Origin of the sequence: Rhodococcus sp. 27YEA6 (assembly GCF_044908235.1) — a bacterium.
Lineage (GTDB): Bacteria > Actinomycetota > Actinomycetes > Mycobacteriales > Mycobacteriaceae > Rhodococcus_F > Rhodococcus_F qingshengii.
In genome coordinates, this window is the sequence record NZ_JBIYCY010000001.1 from 543789 (window position 1) to 565042 (window position 21254).

Annotated in this window: 18 protein-coding genes, 4 tRNA genes, 1 pseudogene and 1 riboswitch; of the genes and pseudogenes, 14 read left to right on the forward strand and 9 right to left on the reverse strand. The window is 61.8% G+C overall.

Annotated features, from left to right (window positions below; translation table 11 throughout):
• From ABH939_RS02730 to ABH939_RS02740, 3 genes and pseudogenes are all read right to left on the reverse strand, one after another.
• Positions 1-1199: pseudogene (locus ABH939_RS02730) on the reverse strand (low temperature requirement protein A).
• An 84-nt stretch (positions 1200-1283) separates the two neighbouring features.
• The gene (locus tag ABH939_RS02735; protein ID WP_054188965.1) at positions 1284-2372 is read right to left on the reverse strand and encodes an NAD(P)-dependent alcohol dehydrogenase; all 1089 of its coding nucleotides are present in this window, start codon (positions 2370-2372) and stop codon (positions 1284-1286) included.
• 29 nt (positions 2373-2401) lie between these two features.
• Entirely contained in the window at positions 2402-2875 is a 474-nt protein-coding gene (locus ABH939_RS02740) for a DUF4334 domain-containing protein (RefSeq protein ID WP_047271067.1), read from the reverse strand.
• Between the two features lie 121 nt (positions 2876-2996).
• On the opposite strand from ABH939_RS02740, the gene ABH939_RS02745 reads away from it, so the two are divergent.
• The 3 genes from ABH939_RS02745 (at position 2997) to ABH939_RS02755 (ending at position 4981) form a co-directional block, all read left to right on the forward strand.
• Positions 2997-3539 carry a TetR/AcrR family transcriptional regulator gene (locus ABH939_RS02745; RefSeq protein ID WP_214926285.1) on the forward strand — a complete coding sequence of 181 codons (543 nt, stop codon included), beginning with the start codon at positions 2997-2999 and terminating at the stop codon, positions 3537-3539.
• A 219-nt stretch (positions 3540-3758) separates the two neighbouring features.
• Entirely contained in the window at positions 3759-4067 is a 309-nt protein-coding gene (locus ABH939_RS02750) for a hypothetical protein (protein ID WP_143173070.1), read from the forward strand.
• A gap of 62 nt (positions 4068-4129) precedes the next feature.
• Positions 4130-4981 carry an alpha/beta fold hydrolase gene (locus ABH939_RS02755; protein ID WP_030535259.1) on the forward strand — a complete coding sequence of 284 codons (852 nt, stop codon included), beginning with the start codon at positions 4130-4132 and terminating at the stop codon, positions 4979-4981.
• A gap of 88 nt (positions 4982-5069) precedes the next feature.
• Here ABH939_RS02755 and ABH939_RS02760 read toward each other — a convergent pair.
• From ABH939_RS02760 to ABH939_RS02770, 3 genes are all read right to left on the reverse strand, one after another.
• A tRNA-Lys gene (locus ABH939_RS02760) sits at positions 5070-5142 on the reverse strand.
• 12 nt (positions 5143-5154) lie between these two features.
• Complete coding sequence (locus tag ABH939_RS02765; protein ID WP_042922262.1) at positions 5155-6546, reverse strand: MFS transporter; 1392 nt, start codon at positions 6544-6546, stop codon at positions 5155-5157.
• Positions 6543-7034 (reverse strand): MarR family winged helix-turn-helix transcriptional regulator, encoded by a 492-nt coding sequence (locus tag ABH939_RS02770; protein ID WP_007733882.1) that lies wholly within the window; start codon positions 7032-7034, stop codon positions 6543-6545. Before ABH939_RS02770 ends, ABH939_RS02765 begins: the two co-directional genes overlap by 4 nt.
• Positions 7035-7439: 405 nt before the next feature.
• Here ABH939_RS02770 and ABH939_RS02775 point away from each other — a divergent pair, with 405 nt between their 5' ends.
• The 10 genes from ABH939_RS02775 (at position 7440) to ABH939_RS02820 (ending at position 17066) form a co-directional block, all read left to right on the forward strand.
• Positions 7440-8093, forward strand: a complete 654-nt coding sequence (locus ABH939_RS02775) for a TetR/AcrR family transcriptional regulator (RefSeq protein ID WP_003940323.1) — start codon at positions 7440-7442, stop codon at positions 8091-8093.
• Positions 8094-8205: 112 nt separating this feature from the next.
• A tRNA-Glu gene (locus tag ABH939_RS02780) sits at positions 8206-8278 on the forward strand.
• 135 nt (positions 8279-8413) lie between these two features.
• Positions 8414-8487 (forward strand) — tRNA-Asp (locus ABH939_RS02785).
• 70 nt (positions 8488-8557) lie between these two features.
• Positions 8558-8634, forward strand: a tRNA-Phe gene (locus tag ABH939_RS02790).
• 241 nt (positions 8635-8875) lie between these two features.
• Positions 8876-10504 carry an ABC transporter substrate-binding protein gene (locus tag ABH939_RS02795; protein ID WP_404649291.1) on the forward strand — a complete coding sequence of 543 codons (1629 nt, stop codon included), beginning with the start codon at positions 8876-8878 and terminating at the stop codon, positions 10502-10504.
• A gap of 179 nt (positions 10505-10683) precedes the next feature.
• A riboswitch (SAM riboswitch) is annotated at positions 10684-10779 on the forward strand.
• Positions 10780-10783: 4 nt separating this feature from the next.
• On the forward strand, positions 10784-11863 hold the full coding sequence (locus ABH939_RS02800) for an LLM class flavin-dependent oxidoreductase (RefSeq protein ID WP_404649293.1): 1080 nt from the start codon (positions 10784-10786) through the stop codon (positions 11861-11863).
• A 29-nt stretch (positions 11864-11892) separates the two neighbouring features.
• Complete coding sequence (locus tag ABH939_RS02805; RefSeq protein WP_064443807.1) at positions 11893-13287, forward strand: NtaA/DmoA family FMN-dependent monooxygenase; 1395 nt, start codon at positions 11893-11895, stop codon at positions 13285-13287.
• Between the two features lie 69 nt (positions 13288-13356).
• On the forward strand, positions 13357-14718 hold the full coding sequence (locus ABH939_RS02810) for an MFS transporter (RefSeq protein WP_404649472.1): 1362 nt from the start codon (positions 13357-13359) through the stop codon (positions 14716-14718).
• A gap of 257 nt (positions 14719-14975) precedes the next feature.
• Positions 14976-16319 (forward strand): putative lipid II flippase FtsW, encoded by a 1344-nt coding sequence (ftsW, locus tag ABH939_RS02815; RefSeq protein ID WP_230793100.1) that lies wholly within the window; start codon positions 14976-14978, stop codon positions 16317-16319.
• 114 nt (positions 16320-16433) lie between these two features.
• Positions 16434-17066 (forward strand): TetR family transcriptional regulator, encoded by a 633-nt coding sequence (locus ABH939_RS02820; RefSeq protein WP_007733896.1) that lies wholly within the window; start codon positions 16434-16436, stop codon positions 17064-17066.
• 3 nt (positions 17067-17069) lie between these two features.
• Here the strand turns inward: ABH939_RS02820 and ABH939_RS02825 are convergent, their stop codons facing one another.
• Positions 17070-17828 carry an SDR family NAD(P)-dependent oxidoreductase gene (locus tag ABH939_RS02825; protein WP_042451355.1) on the reverse strand — a complete coding sequence of 253 codons (759 nt, stop codon included), beginning with the start codon at positions 17826-17828 and terminating at the stop codon, positions 17070-17072.
• Between the two features lie 131 nt (positions 17829-17959).
• Between ABH939_RS02825 and ABH939_RS02830 the strand changes: the two genes are divergently transcribed.
• A complete protein-coding gene (locus tag ABH939_RS02830) occupies positions 17960-18700 on the forward strand; it encodes a VIT family protein (RefSeq protein ID WP_007733901.1) in 741 nt (246 codons plus the stop codon).
• Positions 18701-18754: 54 nt separating this feature from the next.
• On the opposite strand, the gene ABH939_RS02835 is transcribed toward ABH939_RS02830, so the two are convergent.
• Both ABH939_RS02835 and ABH939_RS02840 read right to left on the reverse strand, forming a co-directional pair.
• Positions 18755-19645: a universal stress protein gene (locus ABH939_RS02835; RefSeq protein ID WP_063315860.1), complete on the reverse strand. Its 891-nt coding sequence runs from the start codon at positions 19643-19645 to the stop codon at positions 18755-18757.
• 49 nt (positions 19646-19694) lie between these two features.
• Positions 19695-21230 (reverse strand): CYTH and CHAD domain-containing protein, encoded by a 1536-nt coding sequence (locus tag ABH939_RS02840; RefSeq protein WP_404649295.1) that lies wholly within the window; start codon positions 21228-21230, stop codon positions 19695-19697.
• Positions 21231-21254: the final 24 nt, after the last annotated feature.

A 21254-nucleotide genomic window follows, 5' to 3' on the forward strand; every position in this document is an offset into this window, starting at 1 on the left:
TCAGCTCTTCGACCGAGTACTCAGGCCGACACCGACTCCGACGGTTCCCGCCGCCACCAGTCCGGCGAGCGGGACAGCCCAGTGTCCGGCAAATGTGCAGGCGAGAACCAGGATTGCACTCACCGGTAGAACGGCCTGCTCGATCCTGTCGCGCTTGAAGTGGCGTGAATGCATGAGCCACACGAAGATCAGGAACATCGCGGCCGGAATCGTGACCGCGGCAGATGCTGCGAACGTCGAAATGTGCGCTTCGCCAACTGCTTCCTCGACGGCTACTTCGATGCCGGCGCCGATGGCCGCAGCGGATCCGAATACGAAGTAGTGCCCGTATCCCCACAACAGGACGGCGCGATTGCCTTGGTCTGCGAGGTACTCGTGGATCGGGACGGCGAAGTAGATCCACAACGCGGAGAACACGATCAGAACTCCGCCGACGGCAATCGGAATCAGTAGATCGGCGGCGTCGAAATCCCGGATGCCGGATTGGACCGCGATGGTCGCGGCAGCGATGGTTTCGCCGAGCATGATGATGGTGAAGAGGCCGTAGCGTTCGGCGATGTGATGCGGGTGCCACGGCGTCTGGTGGTTGCGTTCGGCGATCGCCGGCACCGCGAGTTCGGCGATCATGAGAACGAAGAAGCCCGGAATCCACGCCGACGCCGGCATCAGAAGCAGCACGATCCAGCCGGCCTGGACGATCACGAGCCCGGCGGCATATTGCAGAGCAGTCGTTCGCGCTGCACCGGATTCACCGCTGGCGGCTCGAAGCCATTGGCAGGTGAGCGCAATTCGCATGATGAGGTAGCCGACGATGGCCGTCGTACGGTCGGTTCCGTCGAATGCGTCGGGGATTCCGGCGGCGAAGACGAGCACGCCACAAATCTGTACGAAGGTCGCGACCCGGTAGGGACGTCGTCCGTGTCGTAGGCAGACGCGAACCAGGTGAAGTTCACCCACGCCCACCACAGCGCGAAGAAGACGAACATATAGCCGGCGATGCCGTCGGCGTAGTGGCCCTCGGCGACAGCATGCACCAGTTGAACTCCGGCCTGTGCGGCTGCAACCACGAAACACAGGTCGAAGAACAGTTCGAGTGGCGTCGATGCTCGATGGTCCTCGTCGCGGCTGCGTGCGCGCATCCGGATGATCGGCATTACGGCCCGGCCGTGGCCCGCGCCTGTACTGGTGTGTTCTGTCATCGTCCCCACCTTGCTCCGACGTCTAGTGCAGGAGCGCAGTCTAGGGCGAATTCCGTCGGGTCGACGAATGAGACATTTCGCCCCTCACCACACGAGAACGGGTTTGATGACGCGCCCCGACGCTTGATCTTCGACGGCTTTGTTGATGTCGGAGAAGGCGTAGCGCGTCACCAAGCGGTCGATCGGAAACCGGCCACCAGTGAAGAGTTCGACGAGTTCGGGGATGAACGTCGAGACTTCCGACTCTCCTTCGATGCATCCTCGAATTGTCTTTCCGCTCAGCATGATGTCGGCCATGTTCATCTCGACCGTGGACGCTCCGAGTCCGACTACCGCCAGTGTTCCCCGTGCTCGAAGTGATGTGACGGCTTGATTGATCACGGAGCCGATTCCGGTGGTGTCGAGGGAATGTGTCGAACCTCCGTCGGTGGCGGCGCGTACTGCTTCGACCGCGTCCTCGGTGGTCGGATCGACAGTGACGGCGCCGAATTCCTCGGCGAGTGCGCGCCGCTGCGCAACGGGGTCCACGGCGACCAGGGTGGAAACGCCGGCAGCCCTCGCTGCCAGTAGCGCTGCGAGTCCGACGCTGCCGGCTCCGAAGACGACAAACGTCGAGTCGGGCTCGGGGCGAAGTAGATTCAGCACGGCACCCGCGCCGGTTTGAAATCCGCAGCCGAGGGGAGCCGCGACGGTCAGGTCCACTGCAGGATCGACGACGACGGTGTTGTCGGCAGTGGCGATGACGTATTCCGCGAAGCTGGACTGGCCGAAGAATGCGGACCGTATCGGAGTTCCGCTTCGCCGGACCGGCGTCGAGCCGTCGGTGCGTGCGCCAGAGCTGTTGAGCCCGTGTGAGCTTTCGCAGTACGCCCGATGGCCGCTGAGACACTGCCTGCACACACCGCAACTGCGGTAGCTCAGCAACACGTGATCACCGGGCGCAATGCTGTCGATCGACGAGCCGACGGCCTCGACCACCCCCGCCCCTTCGTGCCCGAACACGCAGGGGCCGAGCCTTTCCGGTAGCACCGACTTCGTGAACAGATCTGTGTGGCACAGGCCGGTAGCGACGATGCGAACCAGGATCTCGTCTGCGCGGGGTTCGTCGATTTCAACGGTGTCGAGTGTGAAGGGGGAGTGCGGGCCGTGTGAGAGCGCCGCTGTCATCTGCATGGAGGATCTCGAATTCTGTTCGGCGCGAATCACGCTCGCTCGAGCAGGAAGTAGTAGTGCTGCCCACCGTCGAGAACCAGCGCCGACTTTCCGTTCATGATGCCCATCAGTGTCGAGTCGTCGACCTTCTTGAAGTGGTCGAAGATCGGCGCACCGTCGTAGACCATCGTTGCCGTGACTTCGCCACGAAACTCGATGTTCCACAGGCTTGCTTCGCCATTGCCGCCCTTGACGTCGGAATAGAGGTTGCCGTCTTCGTCTCGGCAGATCAACGGCTTGGCGTCCTCGACCGAGTTGAAGGTCTTGCCGTACCAACGGCTCGCGAACAGCTTTTCGTGAAGCCGGTGACCGGTGGCGAAGTCGTCACCCTTCCACTCGCCGAGGATTTCTTCGGCGGCGACGGTTTCCAGCGCGGCCCACACTTCGTCGAGTTCTGCTGGTGATACACCACTTTCCGCAGCACGGAGCCGGGCGAAAGCAGTTCGGGCTTCGTCGAGATTCATGTCTCTCCTCGAGTCGACGGTAAGTGGCACGACTTGTTCGCGAACCAAATTGTTCGTCAACTCTGCACGCTACGCCGAACCGGATGGTTCGGCAACGGTCGATTCGTTCTAGGCTGTCAACATGCGCTCAGCAGGGGAAGCTACGAGGGACCGCATTCTGGCGGCCGCAAAGGACGAATTTGCCACGTACGGGCTGGCCGGCGCGCGGATCAATCGGATCGCCGCGCAAGCGCGTGCCAGCAAAGACCGTCTCTATGCGTACTTCGCAAGCAAGGAAGAGTTGTTCGCTGCCGTGACCGAACAGTGGACGTCCGAAACAACAGCGGAGACAGCACTTCGAGGTGACGACTTGCCGGGCTATGTAGGTCGCCTCTTCGACAACTACGTTGCCCATCCCGAGAACGCCCGATTGCAGCAATGGGCGGATCTCGAAGCGCCGGACGTCATGAGCGAGGACGACATACGAAGCAAGACCTTCCGGCCTAAAGTTGCGGAAATCCGCAAGGGGCAGCTCGAGGGACACATCGACCCCGCGTGGAATCCCACGGAGTTGATCCTGCTGATCACGGATATCGCCCGGATGCTCGCGCTCAAGTCGTCTCGTTCCATCCCTCGACGTCGGGAGGCGGCAGTCGAGGCGGTTCGGCGTTTGATTGTGGCGTAGCGAGTCCAAACGCGAACGTCCACGCCCGTCGCTGTGTGGTTGCCCGGATTTACGGATTTCTCAGTAACGGTGCGTACGTTGGGCGTCGGCTCGTTGACGCCCTCGGGATGTTGACGTGCCGCCAAAACTTTTGTCGTCGACTGTTCAGATGCTGGTGAGCAAAAGGATCGCGGCCGGCCACCCTGACTGAATATCGTCGACGCCGAGCGTGTTCCTTCGGTGCGCGCACCTGTTCAGCATCTGGAGTGGACCCGTGTCGAAGTGGCCGTGCATATGAAGATCTCGAAGAAGGTAGCGCTGGTCGTTGTGGCTGCTTGCGCCGTGACGTTGGGATCGGCGCAAGTCGGAACCGCCCGCGCGGACGCGCCGGTCAAGGTCAGCGTGGCCGGTCATGTGGTGAGCGCCGGGCACTTCGAGCAGGTGCGGCGCCCCAACCGGTGTGTGAAGGCCGGGACGGGGAAGTCGAAACCGAGCGAGCAGAAGTCCACGAATCGCAGTGGGCGTCGAGGCAGCGGGGGATGCTTCTGACAGTGATTGCGAAGTTCCGCAATCAGCCGTCGCAAATCTGTAACACGTTCTAATCTTGCGGTATGGACGTGACTTACGAAGGGACCAAACGCGAAGTCGCTACCGACAGGGGGACTTTGCGCTATCACGAGGCGGGCGATGGTCCGCCGTTGATCCTGTTGCACGGCTCCGGGATCGGCGTGAGTGGATGGCGGAATTACCGGGGGAACCTCGAGGTGTTCGCAAAGCACTTCCACTGCTACCTCCTGGAGTTCCCGGGGTTCGGCGTGAGCGATGCCGTCGACGGTCATCCAGTTCTCACGGCAACCTCGGCGGTGGTTCGATTCATGGATGCGCTGGGAATCGAATCCGCTGCGATGATCGGCAATTCGATGGGCGGAGTTGTCGGGGTCAACGTCGCGATGAGGTTCCCTGACCGCGTCCGCAGATTGGTCACCATCGGAGGCGTGGGCCCGAACATCTTCAGTCAGAACCCGAGCGAAGGTACGCGTCTCCTCCAGGAATTCGCCGACGCTCCCAGCCGTGAGAAGTTGGTTCGCTGGCTCGAGTGCATGGTTTACGACAGATCCGTGATCACCGAGGAGCGGATCGAGGAACGATGGCAAACGGCCAACGATCCGGCCTCGCACCAGGCATTGACCGCGATGTACGGATCCAAAGCCTTTGCCGCTCAGCAGCAGATGATGTCCAACTCGGATGTGCCGCCGTACTGGTCGATGATGCACAAGGTGCAATGCCCGACCTTGCTGACATGGGGGCTCGATGATCGGCAGTGTCCACCGGACATGCCGATGATTCCGATGCGACTGATTCCGAACGCCGAACTGCATGTATTTCCGAACTGCGGGCACTGGGTGATGATCGAAGCCAAGGAGGCATTCGAGCGCGTGACCCTCGAGTTCCTGCTTCGATGACCTGCTGTTGCATTCATGTGGCACGAATCGATGTGGCACGAATGCACAAGACCCGGCGCCTCTGAATGAGGCGCCGGGTCTGTGTTTGTGCCCCCAGTAGGACTCGAACCTACGACCTGCGGATTAAAAGTCCGTAGCTCTACCAACTGAGCTATAGGGGCGCGGCGCAGAGTCTAACGGGACCGCAGAGTCCGTGAAAACACCACCCCCACCAGAAGGGCGATTCCGATGACGGCGATGGTCCCGCCCGTGCGATGCAGACCCGCGTCGTCGATGGTTCCGCGCATGGTCAGCTCGATGACGACGGCCGCAAGGTTGGCGCCGATGTACTGGATTGTTCGGTACAGACCGATCGCAGTTCCGACGTCGGCGGAGGTGGTCACCGAGTTGATCAGGTTCTGGTTTCCCATGTTGTTGAAGCCGTTGGGGATGCCCAGGATCGCCGCTATCAGCAGGAGTGCCACTAGGGGAGTCGAACTCGATTCGACAAAGGCAATCAGAATCCCGCCGACAGCCAACGCGGCGGTGCCGATCAGGAGGGTGATCCGTGCGCCGAATTTCCCGTACACCCTGGACGCGGACATGGTCGCGAAGATCCCGACCGCAGCGACAGGCAGCATGAAGAGTCCGGCGCTGATCGGTGACATTCCGCGGGCTACCTGCAGCCACTGGGGGAGCCCGAAGAAGATGCAGTAGAACGCCGTGTACGTCAGAAGCGTCCGGCCGAGAGTCATGCTCAGTGCGCGGTTTCGAGCGACGGCACGGACGTCGATGAACGCCGAGGCCGTTCGACGTTCCCACCAGACGAACAGGAACGCGAAGAGGGCCGTCGACGGGACGAGGTACCACTTCGCGTGCTCGGCGAGAGAGAGGAGAAAGAGCATCGTCGATGTCGTCAGAGCGAGAAACAGGGTGATGCCGAGTGGGTCGAGAGATTTGAACAACGCAGCGGCGCCGGCCCGGTCGGGCAGGGCGGAGTCGCTCGGGGCGGCGAAGAAGACCCATACGGCAGTGACGACGACAAGTGGGAGGTTCACCCACATGATCGATTGCCAACCGAGTGTGCCGACCAACAACCCGCCGAGAGTGGGCCCCAGCGCGACGACCGATTGAGCGCAAATGGTGAGTGTTGCTATAGCTGAACGGGTTTGAGTCCGGTGGCGGTCAGCGTATTCGCGGATGACGGTCATTGCGTTCGGATACTGTGTCGCCGTGCCGATTCCGAGCAGGATTCGTGCGGCGATCAGCCAGCCCAGCGACGGGGCGAGCGAGCCGAGGATCGATCCGGCAGCGATCAGGCCCAATCCGGCGAGGTAGACGCGTTTGGCGCCGAGGATCGATCCGAGTCGACCAGCCGCCGGCGCCGTGACCGCAGTCGCGATGTAGAGGGCCGAGATGACCCACGCTGTGCCTGAACTGGAACCGAAGTATGTGGCGATCGGGACGATTGCCACGGCAATCATCGACGAGTTCAGCGCTTGAAGAACGGTTCCGGAGCCGAGAGCAAGACTCAGTTTCAGTGGAACGGGAGTTTGGGGGGTCGGCGTTTCGACGACGGTGGTCACGAGTTCATCAGTGACTCCTCTGATATCGATGTCGATGCTGGGGACTCGCCCTGGCCTAGTCTGCGCAGGATTCGGCCGGCGATCAGAAGCAAGTCACGCTCGGCTTCGGTGCACTCGGCGTCGATGACCTCAGCCAGCCACTCTGTTCGTTTCGTTCGGTCTTCGTGAAGGGTCGATGTGCCGAGTTCGGTCATCGTGACCAAGACCGCGCGGCCGTCCGATGGATCCGCCCTTCGCGTCACCATGCCCTGTTCTTCGAGCGCCGCCACGGTCTTTGCGATTGATTGCGGTGTGACGCGCTCGAATTTTGCCAACTCTTTGGCGGTCGACGGACCTTGTCGGTCGAGGTGGCCGAGGGCCTGGATCTGGCTCGGCGTGAGCTTGTGGTCGTTGCGTTTGGTGCGTAGACGTCGGACGAAGGCACCCAGATCGTCCCAAAGTACGTCGATCTCGTCTCGAGCCTTGCTGCGACCCTCTCCAACGTTCATTTAGACAGTCTAACTGTGTTGTTTCGATGCTGCCAGTACGGTTTCGACGGAAAAGGGGGAATAAACAATTGCACTAGTTGTTTAAAACCTTGGGACTGCTGTCCATCGGTCGGCGAAGCAGTTCCGTCTGCGAGGTCGAATTATCAGAATCTCGGGCACGAAAAAGCTCGGATGCGCACCCCCTGCGGCGCACCCGAGCGGCCAAAACCATACCACTTGGTGTCTTTTGGGCATAAAGTCGGTTCTTGTCCCCTGAACAGCCGATTGCGTCTAGTACTTTTGGCGGGTATGGCTCTAGTCCTTACGTAGGGTGTGTTGGAGGGGATATTGTGAAGTTTCGGGGGATGACAGGCGCCGATCACGGCGGCTCTGCGTACCAACTCTGCGAGAGGCACAACACCGTAAATGGCACGTCAACAAGAGCGTGCGCGGCGTACCCGCGCCGCCCTGGTCGAAGCGGCTGCAGTCGAATTCGCCAAGCGCGGCTATGCAGCTGCGTCGGTGAACACGATCCTCGAGGGCTCCCGCGCCACCAAAGGCGCCATGTATTTCCATTTCCAGTCCAAGGAAGAGTTGGCGCGAGCGGTTCTGACCTCGGCTATCGAAACCTTCACTGGAATTACTGATCGTTGGGCCAAGAGAACAGACCTCGATCCATTCGTCGCTTTGCACGGTCTCGTGCTCGACATTGCCGAGGTCTTCCGTGCCGAGGTAATCGTGCAGGCGGAATTCCGGCTGATCATCGAGCCCGAGTTCTACAAGGATGTGCAGTCCGGTGGTGGGCAGGTCTGGGGAAAGACCGCCTATGAGTTGGCATTGCGTGCCAAGGACGACGGTTTGCTCCGAGAAGACGCCGACCCGGACAAATTCACGCGTGTACTGGCAGCGAGCCTTGCCGGCCAGCGGTACATGGCAGACCTGATTGCCTCCAGTGGAGATCTGGGCGAGTGGTTCGAGGAGTCTCTCGAAGTAGTCCTCGAAGCCATGGCTACGCCGCAGTGGTTGGAGACGTTCCATCGTGACGGGTGGCCCCAAGTCGAGTTCCCTGACACTGAATAGTGCACTTTTCTGCCCGTGAACAGGCGATTTGTGATTTCCGAATGCCGTGCCATAAGCTATCCAAGCTCCCAACGGAACGCCGTTGGGGTACTAGTTCGGAGAGATCCGGCGGGCCCCCTTCGTCTAGCGGCCTAGGACGCCGCCCTTTCAAGGCGGTAGCGCGGGTTCGAATCCCGTAGGGGGTACGTTTTGCGAAAGCGAAACGATGCAGTATGGTTTGACCCGCACGACACGCTTTGAGATGCACAAATGCCAGGCCAGGACAGTGGTTTGGGAGCGGCTCGAAGATGTAGTACGGTTTCACAGCAAGGAAAAAGCAAGGCCCTGTGGCGCAGTTGGTTAGCGCGCCGCCCTGTCACGGCGGAGGTCGCGGGTTCGAGTCCCGTCAGGGTCGCAAAGCTTTGTTCTCAATCAATCGGTTGAGAACAAAGCAATGCGATAGGCATTCGGTTCGGGTGCCGTCCGGCCAGGTAGCTCAGTTGGTACGAGCGTCCGCCTGAAAAGCGGAAGGTCGCCGGTTCGATCCCGGCCCTGGCCACCATAATTCTTATCGACAAGCTTCAATCTCATGTTCTTCGAACATAAGGTTGGAGCTTTTTCGTATTCGGATGTCAGTCGCCGTCAACCACTCGGCCCGATCATCTCAGTTATGCGCATCCTTTGTCTCCGTGAATGTTTCCGGTCACCGGGAACGTGCTGGGCGTCACTCCACAGAGGACATCACTATTAGCCGATTGCGGCCGATCCGTGGCTGCGTCTACTGAAAGTGAGGTGGAATCTCCGTGTCGCACTCGAGATCTTGGCGCATCGGGAAAGTCAGCCGGGTCGCCGTCGCATTGTTCGGCACCGGGGTTCTGTTGGTGGGCTGCGCGAGCAACGGTGACGACAGCGGGACCGATACGACGACCGCGTCGGCGGACGTCGTGACCGGCATGGTCAACGAGCAGCCCGATCCGGGAACTGCGGTGGCCGGCGGGACCATGACGTACGGCGTACAGGTGCTCGTTCCCTCACTCGACCCGACGAAGACGGCCGCGCGCGGCGGTTCCGGCGGTGAGGCCTTCGCTGCTGTGTACGACGTCCTGATGAGTTACGACACTGCGAGCGGCGAGTTCGAGCCCAAGTTGGCTGAATCGCTCGAGACAGCTGACGACGGAGCCACCTGGACGCTGAAACTTCGCGACGGTGTGAAGTTCAGTGACGGCACCACCCTCGACGCCAACGCCGTGATCGCGAGCATCGATCGGTACAACGCGGGCAAGGGCAATGGCGCCGAACTGTGGCTGGCTTCGGTGGAATCGGCGCAGGCAAGCGGTCCGACGACAGTGGAATTCAAGCTGAAGACGCCGTGGATGCGTTTTCCGTCGATGCTCGCTCTCGGGCACGGGATGATCGTCGCCCCGAGTTCGCAGCAGGGCGACAAGTTCACCGCCGTCGGAGCCGGACCCTTCACCGAAGATGTCTTCACACCGAGCGTCGAGCGAATCTTCAAGGCCAACCCGTCCTACTACGGCGGCGCCCCCAAGCTGGACAAGTTGCGGATGGTTGCGCTCAACGGTCCGCAGGCCAATCTCGAATCATTGAACAGCGGTCAGCTCGATGTCGCCTACATTCGCGGCCTCACGTCGGCGATCAATTCCGCCAAGTCCGCTGGCTACCCCGGCTACATCGACGTGCTCAATGCCGGTAGTGCCGAGATTGTCAACAACCGTGAGGGCCGACCGGGCTCGGATGTTCGCGTCCGTCAGGCTATCGGCTACGCGCTCGACACCACGTTGATCGATCAGCGAGTGGAAAACGGTGAGGGACTGCCGGGCTCGGAGTTGTTCGGTCCGACGTCTCAATGGCATGTAGACACACCGGGTATTGCCTACGACCCCGAAAAGTCGAAGGAACTTCTGAATCAGGCGAAGGCAGACGGGTACGACGGCAGCCTCGACTACGTCGTTCTCAGTGAGCCGAAGGACCACTCGATCGGCCTCGCCGTGCAGTCACTGTTGCAGGCCGTCGGGTTCGAGGTGAACTTGATCTTGGCCAACAACGCCGGCGACATCGTGCAGAACGTCTACGTCAAGCACGATTTCGACCTCGCGCACGCGGGCATCGGAATGTACGAGTCGATTCTCGATCTCGGATTGTTCTCCACGACCAACAGCACCTCGATGGCGAATACTGCTGGATATGCGAACCCGGCGATGGATCAGCTGATCGCAGATCTACAACAGGCCAAGGACAATTCGTCGACTCTTGCGATCATCGGCAAAATTCAGACGCTGTGGAACGAGACGGTTCCGTCGGCGCCGATCGGCGGGCTCACGTCGTTCTGGGCTTGGCAGAAGAACGTGCACGGTGTGGTTCCGACTGCAACCGGCATCATGCTGTTCGATCAGGCATGGATGGGCGCGAAGTAGCGTTCCAGCGCACACCGAGAGCTCCGTCCGACGCGAGTCGGGCGGGGCTCTTTCGTGTCTACGTCGGCTAGCGTTGCGCAACCCTTTCGATCAGGATGATTGTATTGAAATATGTTGTAGGTCAATATGATTCGACAAGCGCGATTTGACTTGCCCAGCGTGGCCCGCATAGATTGCATCCACCATCCAGAGTGGCTGAGAGACCTGGCTCGATGATGCCGCAGCAACCCGCTACCTAACCGCAGTGTGGGTGCTACCGCCAGGACCGATGGAGGACACATGACTGTATTTGCCGTGGGTATCGAACTGGACGGCGAGGGCACTCACCCCGCTGCCTGGCGCCGAAGCTCACACCGCCCGGACCAGCTGCTCACGGGCAAAGCCGTGCGCGATCGCGTCGCGGCTGCCGAGAATGCCGGCTTCACGTTCGCGACGTTCGACGATTCCATCCTCCCCCCGAGTGGTGACGTCGTCGGCCGCATCGATGCCGTCTCGAGGGCGTCGTACGTGGCGGCGACAACCAGCACGATCGGGCTGGTCCCCGTCGTCGGGACCACGTACGCCGAACCGTTTCATACGTCCTCGCAATTGGCGACGTTGGACTACTCCTCGCGTGGGCGTGGCGGCTGGCTTGCTGTTCCGGTCGAAGACGATGCCGCGGCGAGGGCGTGGGGGAGGGCTCCGGTAACAACGGAGTCGGCGCGTCAGCAAGAGCAGCGGGATTCGGTCACCGTTGTGACCGATCTCTGGGACTCGTGGGAGGACGACGCCGTCGTTCGTGACTATCTCAGTGGGCGTTTCCTCGAGCGTGATCGTCTGCATTACGTCAATTTCGAGGGCGACACGTTCTCGGTGAAGGGGCCCGCAATCGTTCCGCGGCCGCCTCAAGGCCAGTTGGTGGTGTTCGGCCGCTACGGCGAAATCGATCCACGCCAGCCGGATGTTGTTCTCGTTTCCGGTGATTCGGTGGAGACCATTGCACAGTCGGCTGCCAAGGCGCGCGATGAGGGCGCGTCATTGGTGGTCGCCGAGCTCGATGTGGCATTCGATACGCCGAATCTGTCTGCGGCGCAGCGGAGGACCGAGCTGAACTCGTACGGGAATGCCGTCGTCACCGGCCGACTGCTCCTGGCTGCAGATCCGGGGGAAGCGGCCGTGGTTCTGAAGGAATTGGCCGGACACCTCGACGGTGTTCATTTCCATGCTCTCGTGATCGACGAGGACCTTCCGGTGCTGGCCAAATTCGTGCTTCCGACGCTGTCCAAGGCCGGGTTGACGCGACGCCCGGTTCCGGGATCGACTCTGAGGGGCAACCTCGGCCTGCAGCGGCCCGCAAATCGATTCGTCCACTCCTCCTGACTTGACTTCGCGCTAAGGACATTTCGGCTATGACTGCATCACGCTCCGCCGTACCTCGACCCGACGCTCACGTTCACTTCGGTGTCTTCTTCCAGGGGGTCAACCACACCACCATCTGGTCCGATTCCGCGAGCGGATCCCAGATCGACTTCGAGACGTTTAGGCGGTTGGTACTCACCGCCGAGCGAGGTCTGTTCGACGCCTTCTTCCTCGGTGAAGGCCTGCGGCTTCGCGAGCAGAACGGCAAGATTCTCGATCTGGATATCGCCGGCCGCCCCGACGCCATTGCGCAGTTGGCCGCCCTCGCCGGTATCACCGACAAGATCGGGTTGGTCGCGACACAGAACACCACGTACAACGAACCGGCCGACCTTGCGCGTCGACTCTCCGGCCTCGACCTACTTTCCGACGGACGGGCCGGCTGGAATGCGGTGACCACCGACAACGCGTGGACGGGAGAGAACTTCCGTCGCGGTGGTTTCCTCGACCACTCCCTGCGCTACGAGCGTGCCGGGCAGTTCATCGAAACCGCGCGGGCACTGTGGGATTCGTGGGCCGACGACGCGATCTCGGATTCTCGCACGTCCGAGAACTGGTCTACTCCGGGTGCCGTCGGCGACGTGCGCAGGCAGACTTCACAGTTCGACATCTCCGTGACGCCGACGCTTCCCCGAAGCCGCCAGGGGCATCCGGTCATCTTCCAAGCGGGTGATTCCCCGAGTGGACGCGATTTCGCGGCGACGCACGCCGACGTCATCTTCTCGCGACACGGGACGCATTTCGACGGCGCACTCGACTTCGCCGACGACATTCGGGCTCGGTTGCGTAGCGTCGGGCGACCGGAGGACGACGTCAAGATCCTGCCCAGCACGCAGATCGTGTTGGCGGAGAACGAGTCCGAGGTCGAAGAGAAGGCGCGGTGGGTCCTCGAAGGTCAGTTCACCGGCCAAACCGCACTGTCCCTCGTCGGATTGGTGTGGGGGAAGGACCTTTCCGACCGAGACCCGGACGGTCCATTACCGGAGGAAGATCCGGTTGCCCGCCCGGTGTCCGAGACGCGCGGTTCCGCACGAGACGGCAACGACCCCATTGCGATCGCACGTGAATGGCGGGCTCTCGCCGAGGCAAAGAATCTGTCCCTACGTCAGGTCGCCATCGAGACCTCGCAGCGTTCGGGTTTTGCGGGCACTCCGGGGCAGGTCGCAGATCAGTTGGTCCATTGGGTGCGCAACGGAGCTTCGGACGGCTTCAACATCTCGCCGTACCTGGTGCCGACCGGCCTCGACGAGATCGTGGACTGGTTGATCCCGGAACTGCAGGAGCGTGGGGCGTACCGCACCGAGTACTCCACGTCGACGCTGCGAGAGCACTTGGGGTTGCGACCGCCGCTCACGCGTCGGGCCGCGTCTGAAGCTGCGGGGTAACGGGTCCTGTCCCACACGGTCACAGCGGCGGCCGAATCCACCAAGCTCGATTCGGCCGTCCGCTGGGAGATCATCGTCTGCGTAGCCGCGGGCTTCACCACTCTTCTCGATTCGGCGGTGCTCGGAATCGGGGTTCCGTCGATCCGGGCGTCGCTGGGCGCGTCGACCTCCGAGGTGCAGTGGATCCTTGCGAGCTATTCGCTGACTTTCGGCTTGGCCCTTGTGCCGGCGGGCCGACTCGGTGACGTCGTCGGGCGTCGACGCTTGTTCTTGGCGGGGCTGAGCATTTTCGCTGTGATGGGAATCCTCGGGGCATGTGCGTCGGATCCGTCGATGATCGTGTTGGCTCGTCTTGGGCAAGGGATCGGCGCAGGCACCATCAGTTCGCAGGTGCTCGGCATCATCACCGACCGGGTGTCCGGAAAGGCTCGGGCGAAGGCGTTAGGCGCGTACAGCACCGCGGGTGGTCTGGCCGGCGTTTCCGGACCGATCCTCGGTGGCGTTCTGCTGAAGTATTCCGACGCCGACTTCGGATGGCGGTTGCTTCTCGTTCTCAACGTGCCGTTTGCTCTGATCACACTGATTCTGGCGTTTCGCTTTCTGCGCCGTGATCGAACTACCCGATCGGGCGCATCGATCGATCCGGTTGGGCTGTGTCTGCTGGCGACTACGACCGGGCTCCTGTTGTGGCCCATCGTGACCCGAACCAGTGTCACTGTGGCTGCGGCTTTCCTGATCGGTGCGTTCGGCGCTGCCGTTGCCTTCTGGTTCTGGGAACGTCGGTACGCCGAGCGCGGCGGGACGCCGGTACTGCTTCCGTCGTTGATCGCCTCGAGGGGCTTCCGGTTGGGTACGACGGTTGCACTCTTCTGGTTCGGATCCATCCTCGCCGTCAACGCGGTGCTCAGCCTCTATCTGATCGAGGGTTTGGGCTTCGCCCCGCTGAGTGCGGCGTTGATCATGACCGGTAGCTCACTCGCGATGGCATTGACGTCGGCTTTCGGATGGCGGCTGGTTGCCAGGTCCGGCCGAAGTGCGGTGGTTTTTGCCATCGTCGGCGAGATCCTTGTCATCCTCGGCTACATCGCAGCGGTCAATCTGATTCCGCGGGAACATCTGATCCCGGTGCTGGTGGTCCTGGCGGTGTTGTCGGGAGTTGCCAGCGGTTTGGTCGACGCGCCCAATCGGGTGCTGACTCTCGAATATGCACCGCCGGGCGCGAACGGTGTTGCGGCGGGTTTCCTTCAACTGTCTCAGCGCCTGTCAGCGACCATCTCGCTGGCCGCGGTATCGGGGTTGTATCTCGGTGTGCTCGGATCGTCGCCCGACGGATACGGACGTGCGTTCGGGATCGCGCTTGCCGTCTGCGTGGTCATGTTGACGCTCTCGTTGGCGGGAGCGGTGGCAGACCGACGCCGGCGAAGGACGTGACCTGGTATTTCGTGGGTCTACATGGACCTCGGGAGGCCGAGCCCGTGTGACTCATGGGACTTGTGTTACCCATGGGTTAGGAGTCGTGGGACGATACTTGTGTGGTGACCGGTCGCAGTGAAGACAAGCCCAACGGTCGCGGGAGTGGAGAGCCAGTTAACTCACCCCGTGGAGCGTCGGACAAACGTGACCGCACATCGACACCCTTCCGCGCTCGAACGGCGATGTGGACGAATCGGCCACTGTTCGATTTCCATATGATCGTCGGTCTGGTCGTGCTGATCGTCGCGTTCGGACTGCTGATGGTGCTGTCGTCTTCGGGCGTCGAATCCTATGTTCTGTCCGGGACGTCCTACGCCCGCTTCTGGCCGCAGTGCATGTTCGCAGCGATCGGTTTGGTGATGTTCGTGGGGGTCGTGCGGTTGCCGACCGAAACGATGCGTAGAGCGTCCCCGTGGCTGCTGATCCTGTGTCTTGTTCTGCTTGTCCTGGTGCTGATTCCAGGTATCGGCTCGGAACAAATGGGTGCTCGCAGCTGGTTTGTGATCGCGGGCATTTCCTTCCAGCCGTCGGAGCTGGCCAAACTTGCTCTGGCGATCTGGTCCGCAGCGACGGTTGCGTCGTTCATGAAGGCGCGGATGGACGTCAACCGCGCGCTGCCGGTGATCGGCGGTACGACGCTGCTGGTTCTGGTTCTGGTGGTGTTGGAGAAGGACCTCGGAACCACCATCACCATCGGCATCATCTTCATGTCGGTGCTGTGGTTCGGGCTGTTCCGGATGAAGACGTTCATCAGCCTCACGCTCGGTTCCGCAGTCGCATTTCTCGTGCTCGGGCTTACTGCTGGTTACCGCTCGGATCGCATCAAGGCTTTCCTCAATCCTGATCTCGACCCGCAAGGCTTGAACTTCCAGAGCACTCAGGCCAAGTACGCATTGGCTAACGGCGGCATCTTCGGTCGCGGTCTGGGGCAGTCCGACGCCAAATGGAGCTATCTCCCGCAGGCGCACAACGACTTCATTTTCGCCGTGATCGGTGAAGAGTTGGGTCTGGTCGGCGCGCTGATCGTCGTCGCTCTCTTTGCCGCGGTTCTGATCGTCGGGCTGCGGATCGCGAAACGGTCCACTGATCCGTTCCTCAAAGTCATGACAGCGACGGCAACGACGTTGATCGTCGTGCAGGCGTTCATCAACATCGCCTACGTCGTCGGCCTGATTCCGGTGACCGGTCTGCAACTACCGCTCATCTCGGCGGGCGGAACGTCGATGATCACCACCCTGCTGATGTTCGGGCTCATCGCGCACGCAGCCTTCCGTGAGCCCGAGGCTGTCGCCTCGGCCGAGAGCAGCGGTCGCGGCTGGATTCCTCTGGTCTTCGGCAAGCCTCGGTTCGGCATTGCCAAGAAGCCACAGACCGATCGACGGAGGCCGCCAGCTCGCCGCGCCCAGCCTGCTCCAACTGGGCAACGCCGACCGGAACGACGGGCACCACAACCCGACAGACGCCGGGCTCCAGCTCCGGGCCGACGCGCACCCTCTCGCGACTGGTCGGAAGATCCACGTAGACGCGGCCGATCCGATCGGCCGCGGCGCGCTTCCTGATCTGGGCCAGTTCCACTGGCGGGCAGTTCGGAAGCGGGCAGTCATGCACCCGACAATTGCGTTGGGCGGCTACATTGGGAGTCGGCAAAACGACGTCTAATAAGGGTTGTGGACATGGCAGGTGGCGACAAGGCAGACCAGTCGGTGGTCGAACGTAGCTCGGTGACCGGACGTCGTACGACGCCGTCGCAGCGAGCGCGTTTTCGCCGGATTGTCGACGCCGCAATGGAATCCGCCTCCGAAGGCGGCTACGACGCGGTGCAGATGCGATCGGTGGCCGATCGCGCCGGCGTCGCGATCGGCACTGTTTACCGGTATTTCCCGTCCAAGAACCACATGCTTGTCGTCGCATTGTTGTGGATGTTCGAGGGTTTGCGTGACAGATTCCAAGACTTTGTAATCCCGGGCGAGACTCCGTCGGACCGGATTCTGTTTGTGCTGCGCAAGAATACGGAGGTCCTCGAGACCGATCACCTCCGTTACGAAGCGTTGGTTCGGGCGTACATGTTCGCGGACGCGTCGGCGACCCCGGAACTCAACGCGCTCGGTGGGGTCGTGACCGAGATGTTCGCGAAGGCGATCGGTGTCGAGGAAGTCTCGCAGCAGCAGTTGGACGCGGTGAAGGTGATCGACGACGTCTGGATGTCGAGTCTCGTCTCGTGGGTTGCGGGCCGGATGACGACGGACGAGGTGATGGCGCACCTGGAACTTGCCGTGCGACTGGTCTTTCGCAAGTTGGGCGGATAGCGCTCAGACGGTGTAGCCACCGTCGACGTTGAGCTTCTGACCGCTGATGAATCCGGCCGCGTCGCTTGCGAGGAAACATACTGCTTCGGCGATGTCGGCAGCTGATCCGAAGCGCTTCAACGGGATTCGGCTCATCGTCACGTCGAGCGCGCCTTGGTCGAGTTCGGCGGAGCTGATCAGGCGCTCCGCCATTCCGTCCGTCAACATGCCTGGTCCTACAGCGTTGAACCGGACGCCGTAGCGTCCTTCCTCTGCGGCGAATCCGCGAACAAGTTGTTCGACAGCCCCTTTGGTGCCAGCGGAGAGTCCGTCGCGCACGGGAAAGCGATCCGTTGCCGCGGTTGTCACCGCCACCACCGAACCCGAGGATGCACGCAGCGCAGGCAGGGCGGTGTGGACGAGGGTGAAGAACGCCGCGGCCTCCTGGTTGAGTTGTTCGGTGAAGAACGCCGGCGTCACACGTGAGAGGTGCGTCATCGGGACGTGCGGTCCCGCAGCGTGGACGAGGGTCGTCAATGCGCCCAGATCACTGACCGCATCGTTGACGGCGGCGCTGATCGACAACTCGTCGGTCAAGTCGAGCGAGTACGAGTGGGCGCGCACACCATGCGCTCGAATCTGCTCGCTCAGTTGCTCGGCAGCGCCCTTGTTGTTTCGGTAGGTGAAGGCGACGTCGTGTCCGCGTTCGGCGAGGGTCAGGGCGATCGCCGACCCGATTCCACCGGTTCCGCCGCTGACAAAAGCGGTGCGTACTGCGCTCACAATGCCTCCAGGTGTCTGCCGATTCCAAACCTAACAAATGCTTGGTTGGGGTGCCAATCGGAATATATCAGTGCGCGAAGGACAGGCTCAGATTGCTATCGCAACCGGACTGATCGTCCTAATCTGTTGCCATGTCCGGAGACAGTGTGCAGTTGACCGACGGGGCGCCCGGTGGGGAATCGGAACCTCATGCACCGAGTTTGAACAATCGCCTGAACTGGCTGCGTGCAGGTGTTCTGGGTGCAAACGACGGAATCGTCTCGACCGCAGGCCTCGTGGTCGGTGTTGCGGCAGCCACAACCGAGCGCTCAGCAATCTTCACAGCGGGTTTTGCTGGTCTGGTTGCCGGCGCTGTGTCCATGGCGCTGGGTGAGTACGTCTCGGTCAGCGCTCAGCGAGACACCGAACGCGCACTCCTGCAGAAGGAGAAGAAGGAACTCCTCGAGACCCCGGAGGCTGAACTTCAGGAACTGACCGAGATCTACGAGAACAAGGGATTGAGTCCGGAGACGGCCCGCCGCGTCGCCGAAGAATTAACCGAGCACGACGCCTTCGCGGCGCACGTAGAAGTCGAATTGGGCATCGATCCAGACGATCTCACCAATCCTTGGCATGCAGCGATTTCGTCGGCAATCTCGTTCACGATCGGCGCGGCGATCCCGTTGGTCGCAATTCTGGTGCCGCCGACAGGCATCCGCGTCCCTATCGCATTTTTCGCGGTGCTGATCGCACTTGCGCTGACCGGGACGATCAGCGCGACGCTCGGCGGAGCTCGCAAGACCAGAGCGGTGCTACGCGTGGTGATCGGTGGCGCGCTGGCGATGGCCGTGACGTACGGAGTAGGTCAGTTGGTGGGCACGGGTCTCGCCTGACCCCTGCTGTGCGCCTTTATTAACCGCGGGGGGTTAATAAAGGCGCACAGCAATTCAGGCGCGACAGATCATGACCGGCCCTGGCGCATGGTGCAGCAGATTCTGGCTGGTGGAGCCCATCACGGCGCCGGCCATCGCACTGCGGCCGTGACTTCCGACAACTATCAACTGTGCGTCGTCGGCATATTTGAGCATGACGGGAGCAGCGGCACCGGGTTCACTGATGCGGGTGACCGGCACGTCCGGGTACTGGTCGGCCATACCGGCTAGATTTTCCGCCAGTAGCGCCGATTCCTCCTGCTCGACAGCCTCCCAGTCGATCAGGATTCCCGCTCCGCCTTCGCGGAAGGTGGACGAGCCCTGCCAGGTGTGGACCGCGATGAGCGGCGCGTCGAACTGATCGGCATAACGAAACGCGTACTCGACGGCCTTCTTGCTCAACGCGCTTCCGTCCACTCCGACGATGACGGGACGCTGATCCGGACCGGGATTCTCCGCCGAACCACGCCACACGGTGACCGGACAGGTTGCATGATTGGCCACCTTCAGTGCGGTCGATCCGAGCAGCCGTGAGCGCAGTGCACCCGATCCGGTCGACCCCATCACGATCAGGCGTGCGGTACCCGAGGATTCGAGGATATGCGTCGACGCCGGCCCTGGCGCGATCTCGGATTCGATGGTCAGTTCGGGGAATTCGGCCGAAATCACCGCGGCGGCGGCATCGACGATCGCTTCGCCGTCTTCGCGGATCTGGCTGAGGAACTGTGACTGCAACATCACTGCAGCGGGACTGTAGATCGGGCCCTCTTGCGGCAGGGCGTGCGCCAGAATCAGTCGTGAGTTCACCGCGTTCGCGACGGAGGCCGCCCACCGGGCCGCCGCCGTCGAGGCCTCGGATCCGTCGATACCGGCGACGACATCCTGGTGTCCTGCAAGTGTGTTCATGTCTACTCCCTCTGAAATGATCGAGATCGGTCGACTGGTTACAGCGACGTCACCAGAGTGACGATGCTGACTTCACGGCTTCCTTCCACGTCTTGCGTAGCAGGGTCGATTGCCCGTCGGCTATTTCCAGTTCTCGTCGGTAGGCCATGCCCAATCCGAAACTGGTGAGCGAGGTATGCTCCTGCTCGGCTGCCATTGCAAGTAGATGATGTTGGGCGACAACGGAATCCTGGTGCTCGCCGAGAACATCCTGGAAGTGGCTGAAATGCTTCAGTGCACGCTTCGCTCGGCTCTTCGACACGGGTTCCATGACCTCGATCGCGTACTTCATCCGCTTGGCTCCCTTGCGGGCGCGGTGCATTCGCTCGTCACGCTCGGTGCGGCTATCGGCATCGAAGACGTGATCGACCCGCTTACCGACCTTGTGTGCCAGGTGCCGCAGGGTATGGGCCAACTCTCGTGCCGATGCCTTCTTTCCGACGCGGTGGGTGGCGGTGTCGAATTCGAGGTCGCCGACGTACTCGTCGAGGCGATCGAGCAGCGTGGTGTATCGCTCGGAATCGAGCGCCTCGAGGGCTATTTCCTGGGCGGTTTCACCACGTGCAGAGAAGAACTCGTCGATTCGAGCTCGCACAGCTTCTCGCTCGGGCATCTCGTCGATTTCGCCGAGGCGTTCCACAAGACGCTCCCACTGGACCTCGACGTCGCGGGCGTCACCGAACTTTCCACCGATCCACCGCAGATCCGTGATGAGATCGTCGGTCTTGGGGGAGTGGCCGGCGTACGACTGCAGAGCGCTGCGGATGCGACGTGCCGCAACCCGGAAGTCGTGAACGGCTTCGTCGTCGGCCCGACGCGTGCCGAGATCCGCGGCGACCAGTGCGCGCAATTGTTCGATGAGGTAATTACGCAACAGAATCCGCGGATTCGACGCCTTGCCCGAGGTGACCTCGTGACCGGCGTACGGTGTGACCGACGTGCCCAGTGCTCGTTTGAGTTTGGACGGACTCGCAGAGCGCTCCAGCCCGGCGTCCAGTAGAACCGACTCGATTGCATCGGCCAGCTCTTGCCCGCCTGCGCCTTGTTCGACCTCGACTTCCTGCCACGTCGACTCTCCGGAACCGTCTGCCTTGCAGGCGATGACGGTGTCGGAGACCACTTCGGCAAGCAGCACACCGTTTTCGCCGTTGAGCCTGGTGCGCTCCCGATCGGTGATGATCAGGGCGACCGGCACCAGATCGTGACCGCGAATGATCGCCCGGATCAGACTCGACAGCGGCGAGGGCACATCGGTGCTCTCGTCCGGGGGAAGTTGGATTTCGGTTCGAGTGTCCTGGCCTGCGGGAAGTTTCATGTGCCACCCCGCGTCGTCGCCACCCTCACGCTTGCGCAGCGTGATCTTCTCGGCCAGCAACCGGTAGTCCGCGGTGTCGAAGTAGGTGGCAGAGAGCTGTATCGAGTCGTGGACCGGTTCGCCGACAACACCGGGAAGTCCGCCCAAGGCGGGAACTTCCTGCTCGGCCGGCGCCTCGTACTTGCGCTCGATCTCCCGTACGGCTTCGGGTACGACGGCGGTCTTGCTCATCTGGTCTCCTCTTGCGGTGCGGTC